Origin of the sequence: Streptomyces sp. CBMA156 (assembly GCF_014596515.1) — a bacterium.
GTDB lineage: Bacteria > Actinomycetota > Actinomycetes > Streptomycetales > Streptomycetaceae > Kitasatospora.
Map to the genome: position 1 here is coordinate 14,146 of NZ_MSJQ01000230.1, position 20,134 is coordinate 34,279.

The window sequence follows — 20,134 nt, forward strand, 5'->3', positions numbered from 1 at the left end:
GCGCACACCCGAAAAGAGGACACCGACGCATGACCACCACCCCCGCCCCCAACCCCACCACCACGGCCACCACCACACCGGCCACCACCACAACCCCAACGGCGGGGGTGACCCCCACCCCCCACACCAACACCACCAGTGCGAACACCACCCACACGGACACCGCAGACACCGCCACGAACACCACCCGCACGGGCACCACGGGCACGAGCACCACACACACCGACACCACCACGGGCGCGAGCACCGCGAGCGCGACGGGCACCACCACCGCCACCACCACCGGCGCGACCACCGCGGACAACACCACCACGGCCGCCACGGCCACGAACACCGCCACCACCGGCACGGGCACGGGTACCGCGGTCGCCGCGGGCACGAACACCGCGGGCACCATCACCCCGGACACCGCCACCGCCACGGGCACCGCCACGGGCACGGCCACCGCCACCGCCACGGGCACCGCGGGCGCCCGTCAGGACACCACCGCCACCACCTCAGCCGGCGACCTCGCCGTACGCCACCTCAAAGTCGCCGTCATCGGCGCCGGCATCTCCGGCCTCGGCACCGCCATCAACCTCCTCAAAGCCGGCATCGACGACTTCCTCGTCTTCGAACGCGCCGACGACATCGGCGGCACCTGGCGCGACAACACCTACCCCGGCTGCGCCTGCGACGTCCAGGCCCACCTCTACTCCTTCTCCTTCGCCCGCAACCCCGACTGGAAATCCACCTTCGCCACCCAGAACGAAGTCCACACCTACCTACGCGACTGCGCGAAGCGCTACGGCGTCGAACCCCACCTGCGCCACAACCACGAACTCCACAACGCCACCTGGGACGACACCCACCAGCACTGGAACATCCACACCACCCACGGCCACTACACCGCCCAGATCCTCGTCACCGGCACCGGCTACCTCTCCGACCCCCACACCCCCGACATCCCCGGCCTCGACACCTTCACCGGCACCGTCTTCCACTCCTCCCGCTGGCGCCACGACCACGACCTCACCGGCCGCACCACCGCCGTCATCGGCACCGGCGCCTCCGCCATCCAGTTCGTCCCCGCCATCCAACCCCACACCACCCGACTCCACCTCTACCAGCGCACACCCCCCTGGATCGCCGCCAAACCCGACAAACCCAACACCCCCCGCCACACCTGGATGCTGCGCCACCTCCCCGGCTACCAACACCTACGCCGCAACCTCAACAAACACGGCCGCGAAATCGTCGCGTTCTTCATGTCCCGCCCCACCCGCACCACCGGCATGAAGAACATGGCCGCCGGCCACCTCAAAAAATCCGTCCCCGACCCCACCCTGCGCAAACTCCTCACCCCCGACTACACCGTCGGCTGCAAACGCCTCCTCTTCTCCAACACCTGGTACCCCGCCATCCAACAACCCAACGTCGACATCATCACCGACACCATCACCCACATCGGCCCCACCCACATCACCACCGCCGACGGCACCCGACGCCACACCGACACCATCATCCTCGCCACCGGCTTCAACGCCACCGACCGCCCCATCGCCCACCTCATCCACGGACAACACGGCACCACCCTCGCCGACACCTGGAACCACCACGGCATGACCGCCCACCGCGGCACCACCATCCACGGCTTCCCCAACCTCTTCATGCTCCTCGGCCCCAACACCACCCTCGGCCACTCCTCACAAACCGTCATGATCGAAGCCCAGATCACCTACATCCTCGCCGCCATCAAAACCCTCGACACCCACCACCTCACCAGCGTCAACGTCCACCCCCACGCCCAGACCACCTACAACCACACCCTCCAGAACCGCCTCAAAAACACCGTCTGGAACACCGGCGGCTGCCACAGCTGGTACACCGACAACCACGGCAACAACCCCTCCATCTGGCCCACCTACACCTGGCGCTACCGCCAACAAACCCACACCTTCGACCTCACCAACTACCAAACCACCACCCACACCAACCACACCCCCTAACACCACCCCACCACCCCACCACCCCACCAGCCGGCCCGCCGGCACGCCGGCCCCAACACACAACACCAGGACACAACACCGGAAACGAGGCACAGCACAGGGCGAACACAACACCGGGGCACAACACCGGGAACGAGGCACAGCACAGGGCGGGCACCGCACACCGCAGGCACAACCCCGGGCACAGGACGAGCACCCCACAAGGCGGGCACGGCACACCACAGGCACAGCACCGGGCGGGCACCGCACAGCCCGGGAACCCCGGACACCGCGCCGGACACCACGCCGGCCCAGGACAACACAGACCAAGCCCACCACGGGAACCCCCGAGCCCGGCACAGAACCCAGCGAAACCCACAACGCCATACGCGGCCACGCCCAGCCCCACAACAGAACCCGGCCCACAACCACACGACACGACACGGGGCTCAGTACAGGACCGCACCAACACGGCACGAAAGCCCCGAACACAACGACGCCGGACACCAGACAGTCACACCACCGGCCAGAACGCACACGACACCACAACACAACAGACAAACCCGCACAACAACCAACAACACCAACACAGAACAGAAACCCCGGACACCACCCAACCCCCCCCCGGCCGGGGCCGCTTCACCCCCGCGACACCACAACCACCCCGAAACACACCGGACTTACAACACCACCCCACCCAGGACCACCGTCCCGCGCAGACCCGGCCACACCACCCCGCCCACGCCACCCACCAGGAGACCCCACCATGAACCACCGACCCACACCAACCAGGCGCACCATCCTCACCGGCGCCACCGCCACCGTCATCGGCTTCAACACCACCACCCGCACCTGGGCCACCACCACCGACACCCCCACCCCCGGACGCATCACCCCCCTGCCCCCCATCCAGGGCACCCTCACCACCGACACCACCACCCGCGACACCCACGCCCACGACTTCGGACGCCTCACCACCACCACCCCCTACGCCGTCCTCACCCCCACCGGCCCCGCCGACATCGCCACCATCATCAACTACGCCCGCCGCAACAACCTCAAAGTCGCCATGAACGGCCAAAGCGGCACCGGCACCGAACTCGAATCACACTCCAACTACGGCCAAGCCGGCGTCGCCGGCGGCATCAGCATCAACGCCCGCGCCCTCAACCGCATCCACGCCATCACCCCCACCAACGCCACCGTCGACGCCGGCGTCACCTGGGCCCAACTCACCGACGCCACCCTCACCCACAACCTCACACCCCCCTGCCTCACCGACTACCTCCACCTCTCCATCGGCGGCACCATCAGCGTCGGCGGCATCGGCTCCACCGTCCACAAACACGGCCTCCAAGCCGACACCGTCGAATCCATCGAAATCGTCACCGGCACCGGCCGCATCCTCACCGCCTCCCCCACCCACAACCCCACCCTCTTCCACACCGCCCTCGCCGGCGCCGGCCAAGTCGGCATCATCACCCGCGCCACCCTCAAACTCATCCCCGCCCCCAAAAACGCCCGCGTCTTCACCCTCACCTACAACGACCAACACACCTTCCTCACCGACCAACAAACCATCCTCAACGACGGCCGCTTCCCCTCCCAAATCGGCGAAATCCTCATCCAACCCAACGGACAACCCCCCCGCTACAAAATCGAAGCCGTCGCCCACTACAACACCACCACCCCCAACCCCACACCCCTCCTCACCAACCTCAACCCCACCACCACCGACATCACCGACCAGACCTACCACGACTACACCCACCGCGCCGACACCTTCGCCGACACCATCAAAAACCTCGGCTACTGGAACGCCCCCAAACCCTGGCTCTCCCTCTTCCTCCCCGCCACCACCACCCCCCAATTCCTCAACCACGCCCTCCCCCAAATCACCCCCCAAGACATCGGCGCCGGCCTCCTCCTCTGCTACCCCTTCCACACCAACAAACTCACCCACCCCCTCGCCATCACCCCCAACGAACCCACCACCTACCTCTTCGACCTCCTCACCTTCCCCCACCCCGACACCAACCCCCAACCCGCCCTCCAACGCAACCGCACCCTCTACAACACCGCCACCCAACTCGGCGCAAAACGCTACCTCGTCGGCGCCATCCCCCACATGACCCCCCACGACTGGCAAACCCACTACGGCCCCCACTGGACCACCCTCACCACCGCCAAAAACACCTACGACCCCACCCACACCCTCACCCCCGGCCAAAACATCTTCCCCTAACACCAAAACCACACCGGAAACAGAAAAAGGGAATCCGGCACCGCATCGGATTCCCGGCCAGAGCGTCGCATCACCCACTCGCAACCTCCCGGAACGGATACCCCATGCACGCCATCCACCACACCGACCAGACCCTCCTCAACCACCCCACCCAGGCCGTCTGGGACGCCATCATCAGCGAACTCAACGGAAAGACCACCTGGTGGCACCCCCACAACACCCACCAGCCCGGTCCAACCCCGCCCCACCAGTCCGGCGGAACCACCACCACGACCATCCACACCGGCGGCGTCGGCAAACCCGGCCCCAAACTCCGTTTCACCTCCACCACCACCCAGATCACCCCCAACGCCCAGCTCACCCAGTCCCACACCGGCCATTTCCACGGCACCACCACGTACACCCTCACCCCCCTCCACAACAACACCCAGACCCGGCTCACCATCACCTTCGCCACCACACCCCACCGCCTCGCCAAATTCCTCCACCGCCTCACCAACCTCACCGCCAAGCACACCACCGCCACCCAGAACGCCCTCGCCAACCTCCACCGCCACCTCAAGACCGCCCATCAGAACTGAGAAACGAAAAGCCCCGGGAAAAGGAGGCCACCGTGACCATCACCGAAATCCCCGCACTCCCCGCCGAGCAGGCCGTCACCACCACCGACCACACCGCGACCACCGACGACCACGCGCAGCTCGCCATCACGGTCCACCAGCCGGGCGAGCCCGATCCGAGCCGGCCGCTGGTGCTGCTCGTCCACGGCTGGGCGGCCTCCCGCACGGTCTGGCACGCCACCGCGCAGCAGCTCGCGGCAGCCGGGCACACGGTGGCGACGTACGACCAGCGGGGGCACGCCTCGTCGACGGCAGGGCGGGAGCCGATCAGCATCGAGCGGCTCGCGCGGGACCTGGACACCGTGGTCGGGACGCTGACCACGCCGGGGCGGCCGGTCGTGGTGGTGGGGCACTCCGGTGGCGGGTACGCCGCGCTCGCGTGGGCGGCCGGACTCTCCGCGGGGCGCGGTGGGTCAAGTACCCAGCGGCTGGCGGGTCTTGTGCTGGTCTCGACCGCCTCGCACGGGCAGAACACGCCCGCGAACGAGGTCAGGATGATGGGGTCGAAGCTGTTCAGCCGGGCCCTGCGGACGCCGTGGCTGGGCCGCCGGCTGCTCGGCGGGACGCACGGGCCGAGCGCCTCGCTGTCGGCGCGGGAGGCGAACCGGCGGCTGTTCGCCAGTACGCCGCCGGGCACCCGGGCCGCCTGCTTCGCGTCGACCCGGGAGATGGACCAACGGGCAGGCCTGGCACGGATCACCGCGCCGACGACCGTCATCACCGGCACCGAGGACAAGATCGTGAAGCCGAGCTTCAGTCAGGAGCTCGTCTCGGCGCTGCCGCACGCCGAACTGCACCGGATTCCCGGCACCGGCCACATGGTGCCGCTGGAGACTCCGCGGCACATCGCCCACCACGTCCACCTGCTGGTCACGGCCGGCCGCTGACGACCGTGACCACCACCGTCCCCGCCGGCGTCCTGGCCGCTCTGCTCCCGCCCCACGTCCACTGCGCCGAGGCCTTCGGCGGCCCGTCCGAGGACCGTCTGCTGCCCCTGGAGGCCGCGTACATCCAGGACCGTTCGCCGCGCCGCCGCCGGCAGTTCGCCACCGCGAGGACGCTCGCCCGCCAGGCGCTCGGCGCTCTCGGGGAGCCGCCGGTGCCGCTGTTGCCCGGTCCGGGTGGGGCACCCCGGTGGCCGGCGGGTGTCACGGGCAGCATCACCCACACCGACGGCTACACGGCCTGCGCCGTCGCCGGCACCGGGCAGCACGCCTCGCTCGGGATCGACGCCGAGCCCGCCCGACCGCTGCCCCACGGCGTACTCCGGCTGGTGAGCGGCGAAGCCGAACGCGCGGGCCTCGCCGCGCTGCCCGAGGGCTCCGTCCCCTGGGACACCGTCCTGTTCAGTGCGAAGGAGGCCGCCTACAAGGCGGTCCATCCGCTGACCGGCACCTGGGCGCCCCTCGCGGCCATCACCGTGTCCGTGCACGCGGACGGCACGTTCACCGTCCGCCACCCGCACCACCCGGTCGCCCGCACCGGCTCCTGGGGCGTGCGCCATGGAACGGTCGTCACCGCGCTGGTGCTTCCGCCTCGGATGGCGGCCGCCGCGTGAGACGGCCGTCCCGATGCCGGCTCACCGGGCCAGTGGCCCCCGGGCGCGAGCGCGAGGCCGGCGAAACGGTCCGCGATGAGCCGGTGGGCCTCCGGGGAGGGGTGGAGCCCGTCGGGGAGCGGGTGGAGGCCGTGTTCGGCCTCGCCGTAGAGGGCCAGTCCGTCCAGGTGGTGCAGGTGCTGGTCGCCGTCGGCCCGGCGTTCGGCCACGATGCGGGCCAGTTCGGCGCGGATGACGGTGAGGGTCAGACGGCCGGCGGCGACGTCGGCGGGGTCACCGGTGGCGCGGAAGCGCAGGGTGCCGTCACTGAAGTCGGGGGCCAGCGGGCCCGGCACCGTCTCGTGGATCGGGCAGAGCAGCGGGGAGACGACCAGCAGCGGTGTGGCCGGGTGACCGTCCCTGACGGTGTCCAGGAAGCCGTGGACGGCCGGGGCGAGGGCGCGCAGCCGCATCAGGTCGGTGTTCACCAGGTTGATGCCGAGCTTGAGGCTGATCAGGTCCGCCGGGGTGTCGCGGATGGCACGCGCGGTGAACGGGTCGAGCAGGGCGCCGCCACCGAAGCCGAGGTTGGTCAGGTCCAGTCCGGCGCCGTTGGCCACCAGGGCCGGCCAGGTGCCGGTGGGGTGGGCGGCGTTGGAACCGTGGCTGATCGAACTGCCGTGGTGCAGCCAGCGCTTGCGGGTGCCGGTCGGGACCGGCTCGATCGGGGCGTCGGTGTCGAGGGCGATCAGTTCGGTGGTCTCGGTGTGCGGGAGCCAGATCTCGACGGTCTTGTCCCGCTCCGGCAGGCCGGTGAACCGGGCGGCGCCGGGCGGTCCTTCGGTCAGTTCGAAGCGGCCGGTGGCGAGGTCGACGGTGCGCAGGTTGCCGCCGGGGACGGTGGCCTGCGCGGTGAGCCGGCCGTCCACCAGGAGGTCGTGGACGCCGTCGGGGACGTTCGGGACGCCCGGGTAGGCGCGCTTGGTGGGGACGGCGTGCAGCGTGACGGTGGTCGCCCGGGTACGGAAGGCGAGCCGGACGCCGGAGGGCTGGGACTCGGCCATCGCGAGCTGCTCGTCCGGGATCTGCCGTCGGGCGCGGGCCGGCAGGCGGTGCGGCAGCAGGCCGCCGCGGGTGTGCTCGACGTCGAGGTGGCCGTGGAGGAGGTCCTCGGTGACGGGGGTGGTGATGGTCGTCATGGCGCTTCTTCGGTTCGTCGGATGGATCAGGACATCAGGTCGTCGTGCGATCGACGGATCAACCGGCGCGACCGCCCGGACGGGCGCCGCCCGCGCGCAGCAGGGCGTCGACGGAGTCGATGATCCACTCCCAGGACTCCCGCGCGTCGACCGCGGTGTGGCTGAACCCGCCGGCCGCCTCCAGGCTGATGTAGCCGTGGAAGACGCTGCCGAGCATCCGCACCGCGTGGGTCTGCTCCGGTTCGCCCAGGTCGTAGCCGCGCAGGATCGCCCTGGCCATCTGGGCGTGCCGGACGCCCGCACTGGCGGTGGCCGTCTCGGTGTCCAGGCGCAGCCTGGTGGCGTCGTACCGGCCGGGGTGGCCGGCCGCGTAGTCGCGGTAGGCGTCCGCGAAGGCGCCGAGCGCGTCGCGGCCCGCCCGGCCGGCGAGGGCGTCGGCGACCAGGTCGGCGAGTTCCGCCAGGGCGTACAGGGCGATCCGGGTCCTGAGGTCCTGCGAGCTCTTGACGTGGGAGTAGAGGCTGGCCGTCCGGACGCCGAAGCGGCGGGCGACCGCGGCGACGGTCACCTGGTCGAAGCCGGCCTCGTCGGCGAGTTCGGCGCCCGCGACGACCAGCCGCTCGACGGTCAGCCCTGCCCTTGCCATGCGTGTTCTCCCGTACGGTCGCGTCGGCGTTCTACGGACAGTATGGGATTGCCTAAATGGTTTAGGCAAATGGGAAAGGCCTGTCTCAACCGGCCAGGATCACCGTCTCCGCCGGCCCCGAGAAGCCCGCCTGCTGGGCCTGGGTGCCCGTGGCGGCCAGCCGGCGGTGCTCCTGCGGGCTGACGCCGCGCACCCGCTTGAAGGCCGCCGAGAGGGCGAAGGCATTGCTGTAGCCGACCTTGCGGGCGGCGAAGGCGACGGTGCACTCGGGCTCGCGCAGCAGGTCGGCGGCGACGGCCAGGCGCCAGCCCGCCAGGTACGCCATCGGGGGCTCGCCGACCAGGGCGGTGAAGCGGCGGGCCAGACCGGCCCGGGAGACCCCGACCTGCTGCGCCAGGTCGGCGACCGTCCAGGCGGTGGCCGGGTCGTCGTGCATCAGCCGCAGCACCGGGCCGACCACCGGATCGTGCTGGGCGCGGTACCAGGCGGGGGCGCCGGAGTCGGGGGCGGCCAGCCAGGAGCGCAGGACGGAGACCACCAGCAGGTCCAGGATGCGGTCCAGGACCAGCTCCTGGCCGGGCTCGTTGCGCCCTATCTCGGCGGCCAGCAGGTGCACCAGGGTGTCGTCGGCGCCGGTGCCGGCCGGGCGGACCAGCAGGGCGGGCAGGCAGCCGAGCAGCCGCTGGCCGATCTCGTGCTCGGCCTGGTAGGTGCCGGACAGCACCACCGAGGAGGCCTTGTCGCCCTCGCGGCCCTGGCCCCAGGTCCGGACGCCGAGCGACATCACCTCCGAGACGTCCACCCCGTCCTTGGTGCAGACCTGGCCCGGGCCGACGATCACGTCCACCGGGGTGTCCGGGTCGTCGGCCACGGTGTACGGCTCCGGGCCGCGCACGATCGCCACGTCCCCGGGACGCAGCAGCAGCGGTGTGCCGCGCTCGGGCAGGATCCAGGCGTCGCCGCGGACCATCGTCACCACCGAGAGCGGGGCCCGGTCCTCGATCCGCAGCGACCACGGCGGGGTGAGGATCGAGCGCAGCAGGAACGCGCCGCGGGCCTTGGGGCCGTCGAGAAGTCCCGTCAGAGTGTCCATGTCGCCAAGTGTAGACGGTGGGACATCATTTGACGGTTCGTCATTTGAGGGACTCTTGAGTGACGGAGGTGGCTCACACCGCCCGGATGCCGGATGATCTGCCCACGGGGGTACGGACCGAGACGCGGCGACCGGTACCGCGAGACAGCGGTACCGGCAGCGAGAAGTGAGGGGCTCACGACGATGGAAACGGCACGCACACTCGTCCTGGTGGCGGCCACTGTCACCTGTGGACTGACCGCAGGACTGTTCTACGCCTACGCGTGCTCGGTCATGCCGGCGCTCGCACGGGTCGAGGACCGGACCTTCATCGAGGTCATGCAGCGCGTCAACGTGGCGATCCTGAACGGCTGGTTCGTCCTCGGCTTCGTCGGCGCCCTGCTCGCCACCGCCGCCGCGGTCGCCCTGCACCTGCCCTCGGACGGGCACGACGTGCTGCCCGCGACCATCGCCGCCCTGGTGCTGTACGTCGCCATGATCGGGGTCACCCGCTCGGTCAACATCCCGCTGAACGACGAGCTCGCCAAGGCCGGTTCGGCGCAGCGGATCACCGACCCGGCCGGGGTGCGCGGCCGCTTCGAGGCGCGCTGGGTGCGGTTCAACGTGCTGCGCGCCCTGCTGTCGACCGGCGCCCTGGCCTGTCTCGCCTGGGCGTTGATCCTCAACGGGCACAGCTGAAGCCGAGGACGGGCTGACCGCCGACAGGCCGACCGTCGTCGTGCCCGGCTGAGCCCGGGCACGACCGGAGCCACCCTCCGCCGCCGACCGGACTCAGCCGCAGAGGGTGGCGAAGCCGTACCCGCGCGACTTCAGCGCGGAGATGATCCCGGGCAGCGCGGCGACCGTCTGACTGCGGTCGCCGCCGCCGTCGTGCAGCAGGATCACCGATCCCGGACGGACGTTGTTCAGCACCCGCGAGCGGATCGCGGACGTACCGGGCCTGGACCAGTCCGCCGGGTCCACCGACCAGAGCACGACCTGCTTGCCGAGCGACGCGGCCTTCGAGCGCACCGTGCCGTTGACCGCCCCGTACGGCGGGCGCAGGCACGTCGGGGTGCGGCCGGTCTGCGCGCGGATGGCCCGATCGGTGTCCACCAGCTGGGAGTTGAGCGCGGAGGCGGAGAGCTTGCGCAGGTCCGGGTGCGACCAGGAGTGGTTCTGCACGCTGTGGCCCTGCCGGGCGACCTGCGCGGTCAGCGAGGGGTGGGCGGCGACGTTCTGCCCGATCTCGAAGAAGGTCGCGCGCACCCCGTACCGGGCGAGCGTCGTCAGGACCCTGGGCGTGTGGGCGGGGCTGGGGCCGTCGTCGAAGGTCAGGTAGACCACCTTGCCGCCCCCGGGGCCGGCCGCCTCCGCCTCCGCGGCGGGCAGGGCCACCGCCGCGCCCGCCGCCAGGGCGACGACGAGCGCGCCGATCGCGGCCCTGAACCTGCCGACTGCCCTGCGCCTGACGGGTCGTACGGACATGCCTGCCCCCTGCGGTCGGAACTCCCGTGCCGCGGCCAGTCTGCTCCCGGCGGCGCCCCCGCCGCGACCCGTCCCCGGTCGCGAGCGAACGGAATCGGCCAGCCGCGCGACGGGCGGCCGGAGGAACGGCGTCAACGGGGTGAGCGCGAACGGCGAAGGCCCCCGGCGGGGTTCCGCCGGGGGCACCTGCGAGGGGTACGGCGTTCAGCGCCCCGCGCGGCCGTGCAGCACCAGGGAACGGGTCAGGGCGAGCAGACCGCCGGTGCAGAGCGCGGTGCGGAGCATGTTGACCGGCACCCAGCTGTCCGCGAACTTGGCCCGCACGGCGGCGAGGTCGTGGATCCGGGACGGGTCACCGGCCGCCGCCAGCTCGTTGTTCAGCGGGATGTTGACGCCCATGGTGACGATCAGCGCCACCACGTACAGCGCTGTGGCGGCCGCCGCCCACAGCGCCGCCTGGCGCTGTCCGGCCTTGCGCTGGAGCCAGGCGGCGATGCCGGTGGCGAGGAACGCCCCGATGAAGACCAGGCCGAACAGGCCGTTCCCGTCGATCGCCTTGTTGATGTGCTGCATCGCCGTCACATAGGTGCGGTCGTCGCCCGCCGCCAGGCCCGGCATCACCGAGACGTCGAAGGCGAAGAACAGGCCGGCCATCAGGCCCATCGCGATGGTGGCGCCGACCAGCAGCGGCCCGGCGGCCTTGCTCCGGGTGCCGGGCACGGCCGGGGCCGTGCCGCCCGGCGCGAGGCCGGTGAAGGACTGGGCGGCGGTGTAGGAAGCAGGGGTCGCGGTCTGGTTCGCGCGCATAGGTATTCCTTCGGTCTCCCCGGTCCCCGCCCGACGCGGGGACCCTCCCGGCGTCCGGGCCGCCGGCCTCCTCACCGCTCCCGGCCGCGGCCGGGTGGTCGGTCAGGGGGCCGGCGCCGCCCGGCGCCGACGATCAACTGAACTGCCGTACTGGCGACAGGTGTTGCCCTTGCGGATGGTCACGTGTTCCACACGCCCGTGGCGGCGGCGGCCCGGGCGTAGTCGGCGAAGTCCCGCGGCTCACGCCCCAGCGCCCGCCGCACCCCGTCACCCAGCGAAGCGTTGCGCCCGTCCAGGATCACCGAGAACAGCTCAGCGAAGTCCGCCGGCAACCCCGCCTCCACCAGCACCTTCCGGTACGACTCCGCCGACACCGCCACGAACCGCACCTCACGCCCCGTCGCCCGCGACAACTCCACCGCCACATCCGCGAACGACAACAGCCGCGGCCCCGTCAGCTCGTACACCTCCCCCGCGTGCCCCGCCTCCGTCAACGCCGCCACCGCCACATCCGCGATGTCCTCCACATCCACGAACGGCTCCACCGCACCACCCACCGGCAACGCCAACTCCCCCGCCAGCACCGGCTCCAGGAAGAACGACTCGTCGAAGTTCTGGTCGAACCACGCACACCGCACCACCGTCCACGCGGCCCCCGACTCCATCACCGCCTTCTCCCCCGCCTCCGCGGCCTCCTCACCACGCCCCGACAACAGCACCAGCCGCCCCACACCCCGCTCCGCCGCCAACCGCGAGAACGCCCCCACCGCCTCCACCGCACCCGGGAACGCCAGATCCGGGTAGTACGTCAGATACGCCGCACTTACACCCTTCAACGCCCCCGCCCACGTCCCCTCGTCATGCCAGTCGAACGGCACCGCACCCGAACGCGACCCCACCCGCACCTCGTACCCCCGGGCCGTCAGCCGCCCCGCCACCCGACGGCCCGTCTTCCCCGTCCCGCCGACCACCAGCACGACACCGGACTCGACGGCGAGATCCACCACACCAGCCATCTCGATCACCCTCACTCGGAGTAGGAACCGTTCGGATCGGCGGACCCGCCGGGGTTCCGTGAACCCCGCGTGTCCGTCCTCGTGTCCACCAGTCAAGGCCACCGCGGGCCGGCGGACCATAGCCTCCGCACTCAGTTCCATGCGCGAGCGTCTACGACCCGTCGCGTCTCCTCCGCCGTCCACCAGAACACACCCAAGCCGCCACGAACCACCCGTCTCGACCCGGTCTCCAGCGGCCCTTGAGCCCCCGCGGCCGGGGAGCGGAACGGTGTGGCGGACGGCGGCGCGGGGCGCTATGCTCCCCGCGATGACCACTCACCCTGCTCTCAGATCGGGGGTCCCGTCCGCGAAGTGTGAGTGCTGATGCCCACTCACCCCGCGCACGGGAACGACTCCCGCCTCTCCTTCTGGCGGCGCGTACGCGAGTACGCCGTGCCGCCCTCCATGATCGAAGCCGCCTCCGCCCGCCGCCTGGCCGGCGACTGGGCCGGGGCCTGTGCCGCCGCCAACGTCGAGGTCGGCTTCCGGCTGCGGGACGTCGCCCGCGTGCACGGCCGGGAACTCGCCGGCCGGCTGCGGGACGATCTGCGCCGCCTCGCACCCGACCTGCTGCGCTGGCACCTGCCGAGGACCGCTCCCGACGGGCTACTGCGGCCCGGGCTCACCGTGCCGCTGGCCCGGTACCCGGGCGAGCCTCAGGTCGTTCTCGTGGTCCGCACACCGCCCGCCTGGGCGGAGTACGGGCAGCGGATCGCCCTGGCCCTCTGGGACGGCTCCGAGGACGACGGCCGGTCGCCGCACCCGCATCCGCATCCCAGCCGACGGTTCCGCCACGACCTGCACCGCCACCTCTGGGATGCCGGGCGCAGCACGGAACTGGCGGTCAGGGCCGGTTCGGGAGGTCCGCCGACGGGCGCTCCCGGCAACGGCCTCGGCGATCCCCCGCCGCACTGCGCCGTCGACCGCTGCGCCGTCGACCGCTGGGCCGTCGACCGCTGGGCCGCCGAGGCCGAACTGTTGCTGCGCGCCGACGGGCGCCCCGCCGGGCCCGTCGTGGTGCGGCTCGGACGTCGCAGGCGGCTGCTGCTCGGGCCGGACGGGTCGACGGCGGAGGCCTCCGGGGACACCTCGGCATTGCCGCTGCTGCCCGACGCCGCGACCTGGGTGCCACCGGACCTCGGCCTGCTCCGCAGCGGCGCGATCCAGCCCGACGGGCTGCATCCGCTGGTGGCGGCCGCACTGGCGCCCGGCCACCGAACCCGGACGCAGGAGTCCTCTCGGCCCTGGCCGCAGCGGCTGGTGGACTGCCGAGGGGCGCGGCACCGGATCGGGCTGGTCGACGGGGTGCTCGCCCCGCTCGACCACGACACGGCCGAGCTGCGCCGCGAGGAACTGCTGGCCGCCCTGTCCGGCACCCCGCTGCCCTGCCTGCGGGCGGTCGACCTCACGCACCGCCGGCCGCACGAACTGGCCGGCGTGCGCGAACGGTTGGACCACGGCGACACCGCCGGGGCACTGGCCCTGGTCGAGGCCCTGCTCGGCCCGGAGGCGGTGCTGCGCGAGGGGCCGCTGCGGGACGAGCTGGCGGCGGCCGCCGAACGGCGGATCGCCTACGGCCTCTACCGCTCAGGCCTGACCGGGCCGGGGATCGTCACCCACCGGTCGCCGCGGGCGACCCGCGGCACACGCCCGGACGGCACCGCCCTCCGTCCGCACCACGCCACCTACCGGGCCCGGCCCCGACTGGCCTCGCTCCGCTGACGTCGGCGCGCCCGAAAACCCTTCCGCACCAGACCCCTTGAGGTGATCACCCATGCCCTTTCCCATGCCCTTTCCCGTGCCCGAAACCGCCCGCCTCGACGTCGCCCGGCAGCTGCTCGACCTGCTGGCCGACACCATCACCGAACCACGCGCCGACACCCAGCTGGAGGCGCTCACCCTGGCCGTCGCCGCCGACCTGCCCGTCCTGCTCTGGGGCGAGCCCGGCATCGGCAAGACCGCCGCGCTCAACCAGCTCGCCGAGGCCCTGGACCTGCCGCTGACCACCGTCATCGCCAGCGTCCACGAACCCTCCGACTTCTCCGGGCTGCCCATCGTCGGCGACGACCCTGCGCAGCAGGGCGTCCCGCTGGCCCCGCCGGACTGGGCGGTGCGCCTGGTGCGGGCCGGACGCGGGCTGCTGTTCCTGGACGAGCTGTCCACCGCGCCGCCCGCCGTCCAGGCCGCACTGCTCCGGCTGGTCCTGGAACGGCGCATCGGCGCCCTGCAACTCCCGCCCGGCATACGGATCGTGGCCGCCGCCAACCCGCGCTCCTCGGCGGCCGACGGCTGGGAGCTGAGCCCGCCGCTGGCCAACCGCTTCGTCCACCTCCAGTGGGCGCACGACCACGAGGTGGTGGTGCGCGGCCTCGGCGGGGTCTGGCCGGTGGCCACCCTGCCCGGGCTCGACCGGCGGGCGCTGCCGGAGGCCGTCGCGCTGGCGCGGCGGGCCGTGTGCGGGCTGCTGGCGGTCCGGCCCGAGCTGGTGCACCGGCTGCCCACCACCGAGACCCGGCGCGGCGGCGCCTGGCCGTCGCCGCGCAGCTGGGACATGACGCTGCGGCTGGTCGCCTTCGCGACCGCGGCCGGCTCCTCCCGGGAGGTGCTGTCGTTGCTGGTCCGGGGCGCGGTCGGGGACGGCCCCGGGCTGGAGCTGATGGCGCACATGGAGCGGATGGACCTGCCGGACCCGGAGGACCTGCTCGCCGACCCGGCCGGCGCGGTGCTGCCGGAGCGCGGGGACCTGCGCCAGGCGGTGCTGGACGGGGTGGTCGCGGCGGTGCGCAACCGGCCGGAGCGGGAGCGCTGGGACGCGGCCTGGGCGCTGCTGGTCCGGGCGCTGGAGACCGGGGCACCGGACGTACTGGTCGTCCCGGCCACCACGCTGGCCTCGCTGCGCCGGGAGGACTGGGACGTGCCGGCGGCGATCGAGCACCTGGCGTCGGCGGTGGAACTGTCCCGGCGGGCGGACCGGGCCGCCGCCCGGGTCGCGGTCGGGGCTGCCGCCGGGGCCGGGAGGTGAGCGGGGCCGCCGCGCTGGATGTGGCCAAACTGTACGCCGCCCGCCTCCAGGCCGTCCGGGCCCGGCCGTACCTGGCGACCGCGCTGTTCGCCCTGCGGCTGGTGGAGTCCCGCCAGGTGCCGACGATGGGCGTGGACCGCCACTGGCGCTGCTACGCCTCGCCGGGCTTCGTCGACCGCACCTCGGTGGAGGAACTCGCCTCGGTCTGGGTCCACGAGGTGTCGCACCTGCTGCGGGACCACCACGGGCGCGGCGACCGCCTCGCCAGGGCCCTCGGGCTGCGCGGACCGGCCGCCCGGCTGCGGATGAACGTCGCCGCCGACTGCGAGATCAACGACGACGTGTTCGGCGACGGGCTCGTCACCCCCGAGAGCGCCGTGACACCGGACTTCCTCGGACTGCCGGACGGGCAGCTGATGGAGGACTACCTCGACCGCATCCGGGTCGACCTGCACGTGCGGGAGCTGGCCTGGCTGGACTGCGGCAGCGGCGCCGACGGCCTGGAGCGGCCCTGGGAGCTGGGCCCGGACGGCGCCCACGGGCTGTCCCCGCAGGAGCAGGACGCCATCCGCTTCCGGGTCGCCGAGGGCATCCGGGGCCGCCCCGGCGACGCCCCCGAGGGCTGGCAGCGGTGGGCCGAGGAGGCGTTCCACCCGCCGCAGCCGTGGCGGCAGCTGCTGGGTGCGGCGGTGCGCTCGGCGGCCTCCGGAGCGGGCACGGGCGGGGACTACAGCTACGGACGTCCGTCCCGCCGCTCGACCGGCCTGCCGGGCGTGGTGCTGCCGAGCCTGCGGCGGCGCCCGCCCCGGGTGTCGGTGGTCGTCGACACCTCAGGGTCGGTCTCGGACGAGGAACTGGGCAGCGCGCTGCTGGAGGTCACGGCGATCGGCCGGGCGGTCGGCGGGCGCCTGGACCAGGTCACCGTGGTCTCCTGCGACGCGGCCGCCCACACCGTCCAGCCGGTCTGCCGGGCGTCGGGCGTCCAGCTGATCGGCGGTGGGGGCACCGACCTGCGGACGGGCTTCGCGGCGGCGCTGCGGACCCGGCCGCGGCCGGACGTGGTGGTGGTGCTGACGGACGGGCAGACCCCCTGGCCGGAGGTCGCGCCGTCGTGCCGCACGGTGGTGGGCCTGTTCCCCCGGCCGAGCCGGTACGACGAGGACGCCGAGGACGCCGAGAACGAGGAGGAGTACCGGCCGGACGAGCCGCCTGAGTGGGCCCGGGTGGTGACCATCGGCTGAGCGGCCGGGTCCTCGGCCGGGTCGGGAACGGGCAACGGGCAACGGGCCCGTCAGCGGAAGGCGGCGAGGTTCTCGGCGACCCACCGGTGGAACGGCCTGGCGGCAGCCCCGGTGACCCTCCCGACCGTGTCGCGCACCGCCAGCAGCTCGTCGTTGACGTCCCCGCCCGTCACGTCCAGCACCGCGTCCGCGGCCTCGGCGCCCAGGGCCGCGGACAGCTGCCGGTGGGCCTCCTCCCGGCCGGTCTCCGCGAAGGGCACCTCCCGGCCCAGGGCCGCCGCGATGGCCGCCGCCTGCTGCCGGGGCGTCACCCGCTCCGGCCCGGTCAGCGCGTACGCCCGGCCCCGGTGCCCCGGCTCGGTCAACGCCACGCGCGCCACCGCCGCGATGTCGGCGGGGTGGATCGTGGGCAGCCCGGTGTCCGCGTACGGCACCCGGACCGTCCGGCGCTCGCGGATCGACGCCGCCCACCACAGGGTGTTCGAGGCGAACTGCGTCGGCCGGAGCACCGTCCACGCCATGCCGCTGTCCTCCAGCAGCCGCTCGACGGCCAGGTTCTCCCGGGCGGGGCCCAGGTGCGGATGCGTCAGGACGGTGATGGAGGACACCAGCACCACGTGCTCGACGCCGGCCCGGCCGGCGGCTTCGAGGATGTCGGCATCGGGGCCGAGCCGGGACACCAGGAACAGCGAGCGCACCCCGTCGAGCGCGGGCGCCAGGGCGGCCGGGTCGGCGAAGTCGCCCTTCCACGCCGCCACCCCCGCGGGGAACGAGGCCCGGGCGGCGTCCCGGGTGAGCCCCCGGACGGGGCCCGCGCCGTGCGCGTGCAGTTCTCCGAGCAGGGAACGTCCGATGTTCCCGGTCGCTCCTGTCACAAGAATCATGTGCCCGCTCCCGTCATCCGATGGCCGGTCACGGGAAGGCTAGGAGCTCAAGCGAGCTTGAGGTCAAGAAGATCGCCGTCCCCCGGCTGCGGCACCTCCGGTGGCGCGGGCGGAGGAGTCCGGCTGCCGGACCCCTCCGCCCGCGGCGCACGGTCAGCCGACCATGGCCGCCAGGACGGCGCGCCAGTCCTCGCCCGGTTCCGGGGTGAGCGGGCCGGCCAGGGTGTCCGCCCGGTAGTGCCAGGGGCGGCACAGTTCCGGGTCGGCGTCGGCGGCGGCGACGATCGGGGCGGCGGAGCCGAGCAGGCGGACCAGTTCGGCGGTGAACTCGGCCCAGGAGACGTGTCCGCTCACCGCGTTGACGACCCGGCCGGCGGCGGGGTGGTCAGGAGTGAGGCAGGCGGTCAGGGCGCGGGCCAGGGCGGCGGCGTGCACCCAGGAGGCGCCGTACCACCGGTCGGCGTCCGGCAGGCCGATCGGCCTGCCGGCCAGGGCGGCCTGGAAGAGGGCGCCGGTGGAGCCCCAGCGGAGCTGGTCGCGCAGCCGGTGGTGCGGGCCCCAGACGATCGGGGCGCGGACGGCGGTGGCCGGGCCGCGGCCGGCGGCGGCCTCGAAGAGGACGCGCTCGCAGTCCAGTTTGGCCTGCCCGTACGGGGTGACCGACGCGCCGGCGGGGCCGCCCTCGGGGACCTCGGTGCCCGCCGGGCGGCCGTACGCGTCGATGCTGCTGACGAAGACGAACGGGCCGCCCCGCCACCCGTCGGCCAGGGCGCGCATCGCGGCGAGGTCGGTGGCGTGGTCGGTGAAGGTGCAGGCGGAGTGGATGACGGCGTCCACGCCCTCGACGGCCCGGCGCAGGCTGTCGAGGTCGCCGAGATCCCCCTCCGACACCTCGGCGCCGTTCAGCGCGGGCAGGTGCGCGGACTCCGGCCGGACCAGCACCCGGACCGGCCTGCCCTCCGCCATCAGCTCCTGGAGCACGGCGGCGCCGACTCCGCCGGTGGCTCCGGTGAGCAGGACGGTGCCGGTGCGGGTGCCGGTGCGGGTGCCGGTCCGCGCGCGGGCACCCGTCCTGGCGAGGGCGGCGCGGCGCTCCTCCGCGCGGGTGGCGAGCAGCGCGGCGAGGGCGCGCGGGGTGCGCTGTTCCAGGATGTCGAGGCCGGTGAGCGGCAGCCCGGTGCGGGTGCGCAGGCGCTCGGCGAGCTGGACGGCGACCAGGGAGTGGCCGCCGAGGGCGAAGAAGTCACCGTCGGCGGACGGGGTCGCGCCCAGCAGTTCGCCGAAGGCCTCCCGCACCGCCTCCAGCGGGCCCGCGTCCTGACGACCCGTGCCTCCCTGGGCGACGGCCCCCTGGGCGGCGCCGGGCAGCCGGTCGCGGTCGGGGGTGCCGTCGGGGTGGCGGGGCAACCGGTCCACCAGCGTGACCGCGAGCGGCAGTTCGGCGGCCGGCAGGCGCCCGCGCAGGGAGTCCCGCAGCGCGGTGCCGGTCGGGGCGACCGGGCCGCGCACCACCGCGTAGGCGAGCGGCGGGCCGTCCGGGTTCTCGACCAGGGCCGCCTCGACCACCGAGGGATCGGCCGACAGGGCTGCCACCACCGGGTGTTCGGCGGCGGTCAGCCGCTCTCCGGGCAGTGCGGACAGCGGCCGGTCCGGGTCGCCGGCCACGGCGGTGAGCAGCGCGGCGAAGGCCTCGGCGAGCCGGGCGGCGGTGGCCTCGTCCAGCGCGTCCCGGTCGTGCTGGACCAGGACGCGCGGCCGCGGACCGTCCTCCAGCAGCAGCGCCAGCCCGAACTTGGCCAGTCCCAGGTCGAGTTCAACGTTCTCGGCGGCCAGTCCCGGCAGCGCGAGCGGCTCGCCCGGCCGGACCAGGTCGCAGCTGACCGAGAGCAGTGGGGTGCCGTCGGCCCCGCGGGCGGCCGCGCCGAGCCGCTCGACCACGAGGTCGAACGGCACCTCGTGGTGCTGCTGGGCGTCGAGCAGGGCGGCGCGCACCGACCCGAGCAGTTCCGTGAAGGACGGGTCCCCGGCCGGATTCGCCCGTACGGCCAGGGTGTTGACGCCGAGGCCGACGGTCCGCCGCAGTTCGGGGCGGGCCCGGTGGCCGCTGGCGCAGCCGAGGACCAGGTCGTCCTGCCCGGAGGCGGTGCGCAGCGTGGCGAACGCGGCGGCCAGCACGACGGTGAACAGGGTGGCGCCGTGCCGGGAGCCGAGGGTGCGCAGCGCCTCCGTCACGCCGGGGTCCAGCGAGGCGGTGTGCAGGGCGGCGCGGCGCTCGCGGGCCCCGGGCGTGCCGAAGGTGCGCAGGGCACCGAAGCCGAGGCCGTTGCCTGGCACCGCGCGCAGTCGGCGGC

At 73.2% G+C, this 20,134-nt stretch carries 16 protein-coding genes and 1 pseudogene; 9 read left to right on the forward strand and 8 right to left on the reverse strand.

The genetic code is table 11. The annotated features are described in order from the left end of the window. The first annotated feature begins 29 nt into the window (after window positions 1-29). From BU198_RS19045 to BU198_RS19065, 5 genes are all read left to right on the forward strand, one after another. Entirely contained in the window at window positions 30-1,988 is a 1,959-nt protein-coding gene (locus tag BU198_RS19045; protein WP_188298971.1) for a flavin-containing monooxygenase, read from the forward strand. Between the two features lie 745 nt (window positions 1,989-2,733). Continuing rightward, a complete protein-coding gene (locus BU198_RS19050) occupies window positions 2,734-4,212 on the forward strand; it encodes an FAD-binding protein (protein WP_188298074.1) in 1,479 nt (492 codons plus the stop codon). Between the two features lie 104 nt (window positions 4,213-4,316). Then, a complete protein-coding gene (locus tag BU198_RS19055; RefSeq protein WP_188298075.1) occupies window positions 4,317-4,793 on the forward strand; it encodes a hypothetical protein in 477 nt (158 codons plus the stop codon). A 32-nt stretch (window positions 4,794-4,825) separates the two neighbouring features. Then, window positions 4,826-5,719 (forward strand): alpha/beta fold hydrolase, encoded by an 894-nt coding sequence (locus BU198_RS19060; RefSeq protein WP_188298076.1) that lies wholly within the window; start codon window positions 4,826-4,828, stop codon window positions 5,717-5,719. Window positions 5,720-5,724: 5 nt separating this feature from the next. Beyond that, entirely contained in the window at window positions 5,725-6,390 is a 666-nt protein-coding gene (locus tag BU198_RS19065; RefSeq protein WP_317620193.1) for a 4'-phosphopantetheinyl transferase, read from the forward strand. Between the two features lie 23 nt (window positions 6,391-6,413). Here BU198_RS19065 and BU198_RS19070 read toward each other — a convergent pair. The 3 genes and pseudogenes from BU198_RS19070 to BU198_RS19080 all read right to left on the reverse strand — a co-directional run. After that, a pseudogene (locus tag BU198_RS19070) lies at window positions 6,414-7,568 on the reverse strand (SGNH/GDSL hydrolase family protein); the annotation flags it as partial. A 58-nt stretch (window positions 7,569-7,626) separates the two neighbouring features. Next, window positions 7,627-8,214 carry a TetR/AcrR family transcriptional regulator gene (locus BU198_RS19075; protein ID WP_188298077.1) on the reverse strand — a complete coding sequence of 196 codons (588 nt, stop codon included), beginning with the start codon at window positions 8,212-8,214 and terminating at the stop codon, window positions 7,627-7,629. An 85-nt stretch (window positions 8,215-8,299) separates the two neighbouring features. Then, window positions 8,300-9,307, reverse strand: a complete 1,008-nt coding sequence (locus BU198_RS19080; protein ID WP_188298078.1) for an AraC family transcriptional regulator — start codon at window positions 9,305-9,307, stop codon at window positions 8,300-8,302. 210 nt (window positions 9,308-9,517) lie between these two features. On the opposite strand from BU198_RS19080, the gene BU198_RS19085 reads away from it, so the two are divergent. Further along, entirely contained in the window at window positions 9,518-9,985 is a 468-nt protein-coding gene (locus tag BU198_RS19085; protein WP_317620194.1) for a DUF1772 domain-containing protein, read from the forward strand. A gap of 93 nt (window positions 9,986-10,078) precedes the next feature. Here the strand turns inward: BU198_RS19085 and BU198_RS19090 are convergent, their stop codons facing one another. The 3 genes from BU198_RS19090 to BU198_RS19100 all read right to left on the reverse strand — a co-directional run bounded on the left by BU198_RS19090 (window position 10,079) and on the right by BU198_RS19100 (window position 12,597). Beyond that, window positions 10,079-10,774, reverse strand: coding sequence for a polysaccharide deacetylase family protein (locus tag BU198_RS19090; RefSeq protein WP_188298080.1), 696 nt, complete (start codon window positions 10,772-10,774; stop codon window positions 10,079-10,081). A gap of 204 nt (window positions 10,775-10,978) precedes the next feature. Then, window positions 10,979-11,581: a DUF1772 domain-containing protein gene (locus BU198_RS19095; protein ID WP_188298081.1), complete on the reverse strand. Its 603-nt coding sequence runs from the start codon at window positions 11,579-11,581 to the stop codon at window positions 10,979-10,981. 179 nt (window positions 11,582-11,760) lie between these two features. After that, window positions 11,761-12,597 (reverse strand): NAD(P)H-binding protein, encoded by an 837-nt coding sequence (locus BU198_RS19100; RefSeq protein WP_188298088.1) that lies wholly within the window; start codon window positions 12,595-12,597, stop codon window positions 11,761-11,763. Between the two features lie 363 nt (window positions 12,598-12,960). Here BU198_RS19100 and BU198_RS19105 point away from each other — a divergent pair, with 363 nt between their 5' ends. From BU198_RS19105 to BU198_RS19115, 3 genes are all read left to right on the forward strand, one after another. Next, entirely contained in the window at window positions 12,961-14,358 is a 1,398-nt protein-coding gene (locus tag BU198_RS19105) for a hypothetical protein (protein WP_188298082.1), read from the forward strand. Between the two features lie 64 nt (window positions 14,359-14,422). Beyond that, window positions 14,423-15,658: an AAA family ATPase gene (locus BU198_RS19110; protein ID WP_411293210.1), complete on the forward strand. Its 1,236-nt coding sequence runs from the start codon at window positions 14,423-14,425 to the stop codon at window positions 15,656-15,658. Next, the gene (locus BU198_RS19115) at window positions 15,655-16,899 is read left to right on the forward strand and encodes a DUF2201 family putative metallopeptidase (protein WP_317620195.1); all 1,245 of its coding nucleotides are present in this window, start codon (window positions 15,655-15,657) and stop codon (window positions 16,897-16,899) included. The genes BU198_RS19110 and BU198_RS19115 overlap by 4 nt, the downstream gene beginning before the upstream one ends. A 50-nt stretch (window positions 16,900-16,949) precedes the next feature. Here BU198_RS19115 and BU198_RS19120 read toward each other — a convergent pair whose 3' ends face one another. Together BU198_RS19120 and BU198_RS19125 are read right to left on the reverse strand one after the other, a co-directional pair. Continuing rightward, complete coding sequence (locus tag BU198_RS19120) at window positions 16,950-17,783, reverse strand: SDR family oxidoreductase (protein WP_188298084.1); 834 nt, start codon at window positions 17,781-17,783, stop codon at window positions 16,950-16,952. Between the two features lie 153 nt (window positions 17,784-17,936). After that, the coding region (locus BU198_RS19125) for a condensation domain-containing protein (RefSeq protein ID WP_223244621.1) at window positions 17,937-20,134 on the reverse strand (2,198 nt) is incomplete at its 5' end.

Excerpts from the sequence above, each read along its gene's own strand:
- BU198_RS19055 (WP_188298075.1), top strand. The coding sequence starts at position 4,317 with ATGCACGCCATCCACCACACCGACCAGACCCTCCTCAACCACCCCACC.
- BU198_RS19110 (WP_411293210.1), top strand. The coding sequence starts at position 14,423 with ATGCCCTTTCCCGTGCCCGAAACCGCCCGCCTCGACGTCGCCCGGCAG.
- BU198_RS19080 (WP_188298078.1), bottom strand. The coding sequence starts at position 9,307 with ATGGACACTCTGACGGGACTTCTCGACGGCCCCAAGGCCCGCGGCGCG.
- BU198_RS19095 (WP_188298081.1), bottom strand. The coding sequence starts at position 11,581 with ATGCGCGCGAACCAGACCGCGACCCCTGCTTCCTACACCGCCGCCCAG.
- BU198_RS19045 (WP_188298971.1), top strand. The coding sequence starts at position 30 with ATGACCACCACCCCCGCCCCCAACCCCACCACCACGGCCACCACCACA.
- BU198_RS19050 (WP_188298074.1), top strand. The coding sequence starts at position 2,734 with ATGAACCACCGACCCACACCAACCAGGCGCACCATCCTCACCGGCGCC.
- BU198_RS19100 (WP_188298088.1), bottom strand. The coding sequence starts at position 12,597 with ATGGCTGGTGTGGTGGATCTCGCCGTCGAGTCCGGTGTCGTGCTGGTG.
- BU198_RS19090 (WP_188298080.1), bottom strand. The coding sequence starts at position 10,774 with ATGTCCGTACGACCCGTCAGGCGCAGGGCAGTCGGCAGGTTCAGGGCC.
- BU198_RS19075 (WP_188298077.1), bottom strand. The coding sequence starts at position 8,214 with ATGGCAAGGGCAGGGCTGACCGTCGAGCGGCTGGTCGTCGCGGGCGCC.
- BU198_RS19105 (WP_188298082.1), top strand. The coding sequence starts at position 12,961 with ATGCCCACTCACCCCGCGCACGGGAACGACTCCCGCCTCTCCTTCTGG.
- BU198_RS19120 (WP_188298084.1), bottom strand. The coding sequence starts at position 17,783 with ATGATTCTTGTGACAGGAGCGACCGGGAACATCGGACGTTCCCTGCTC.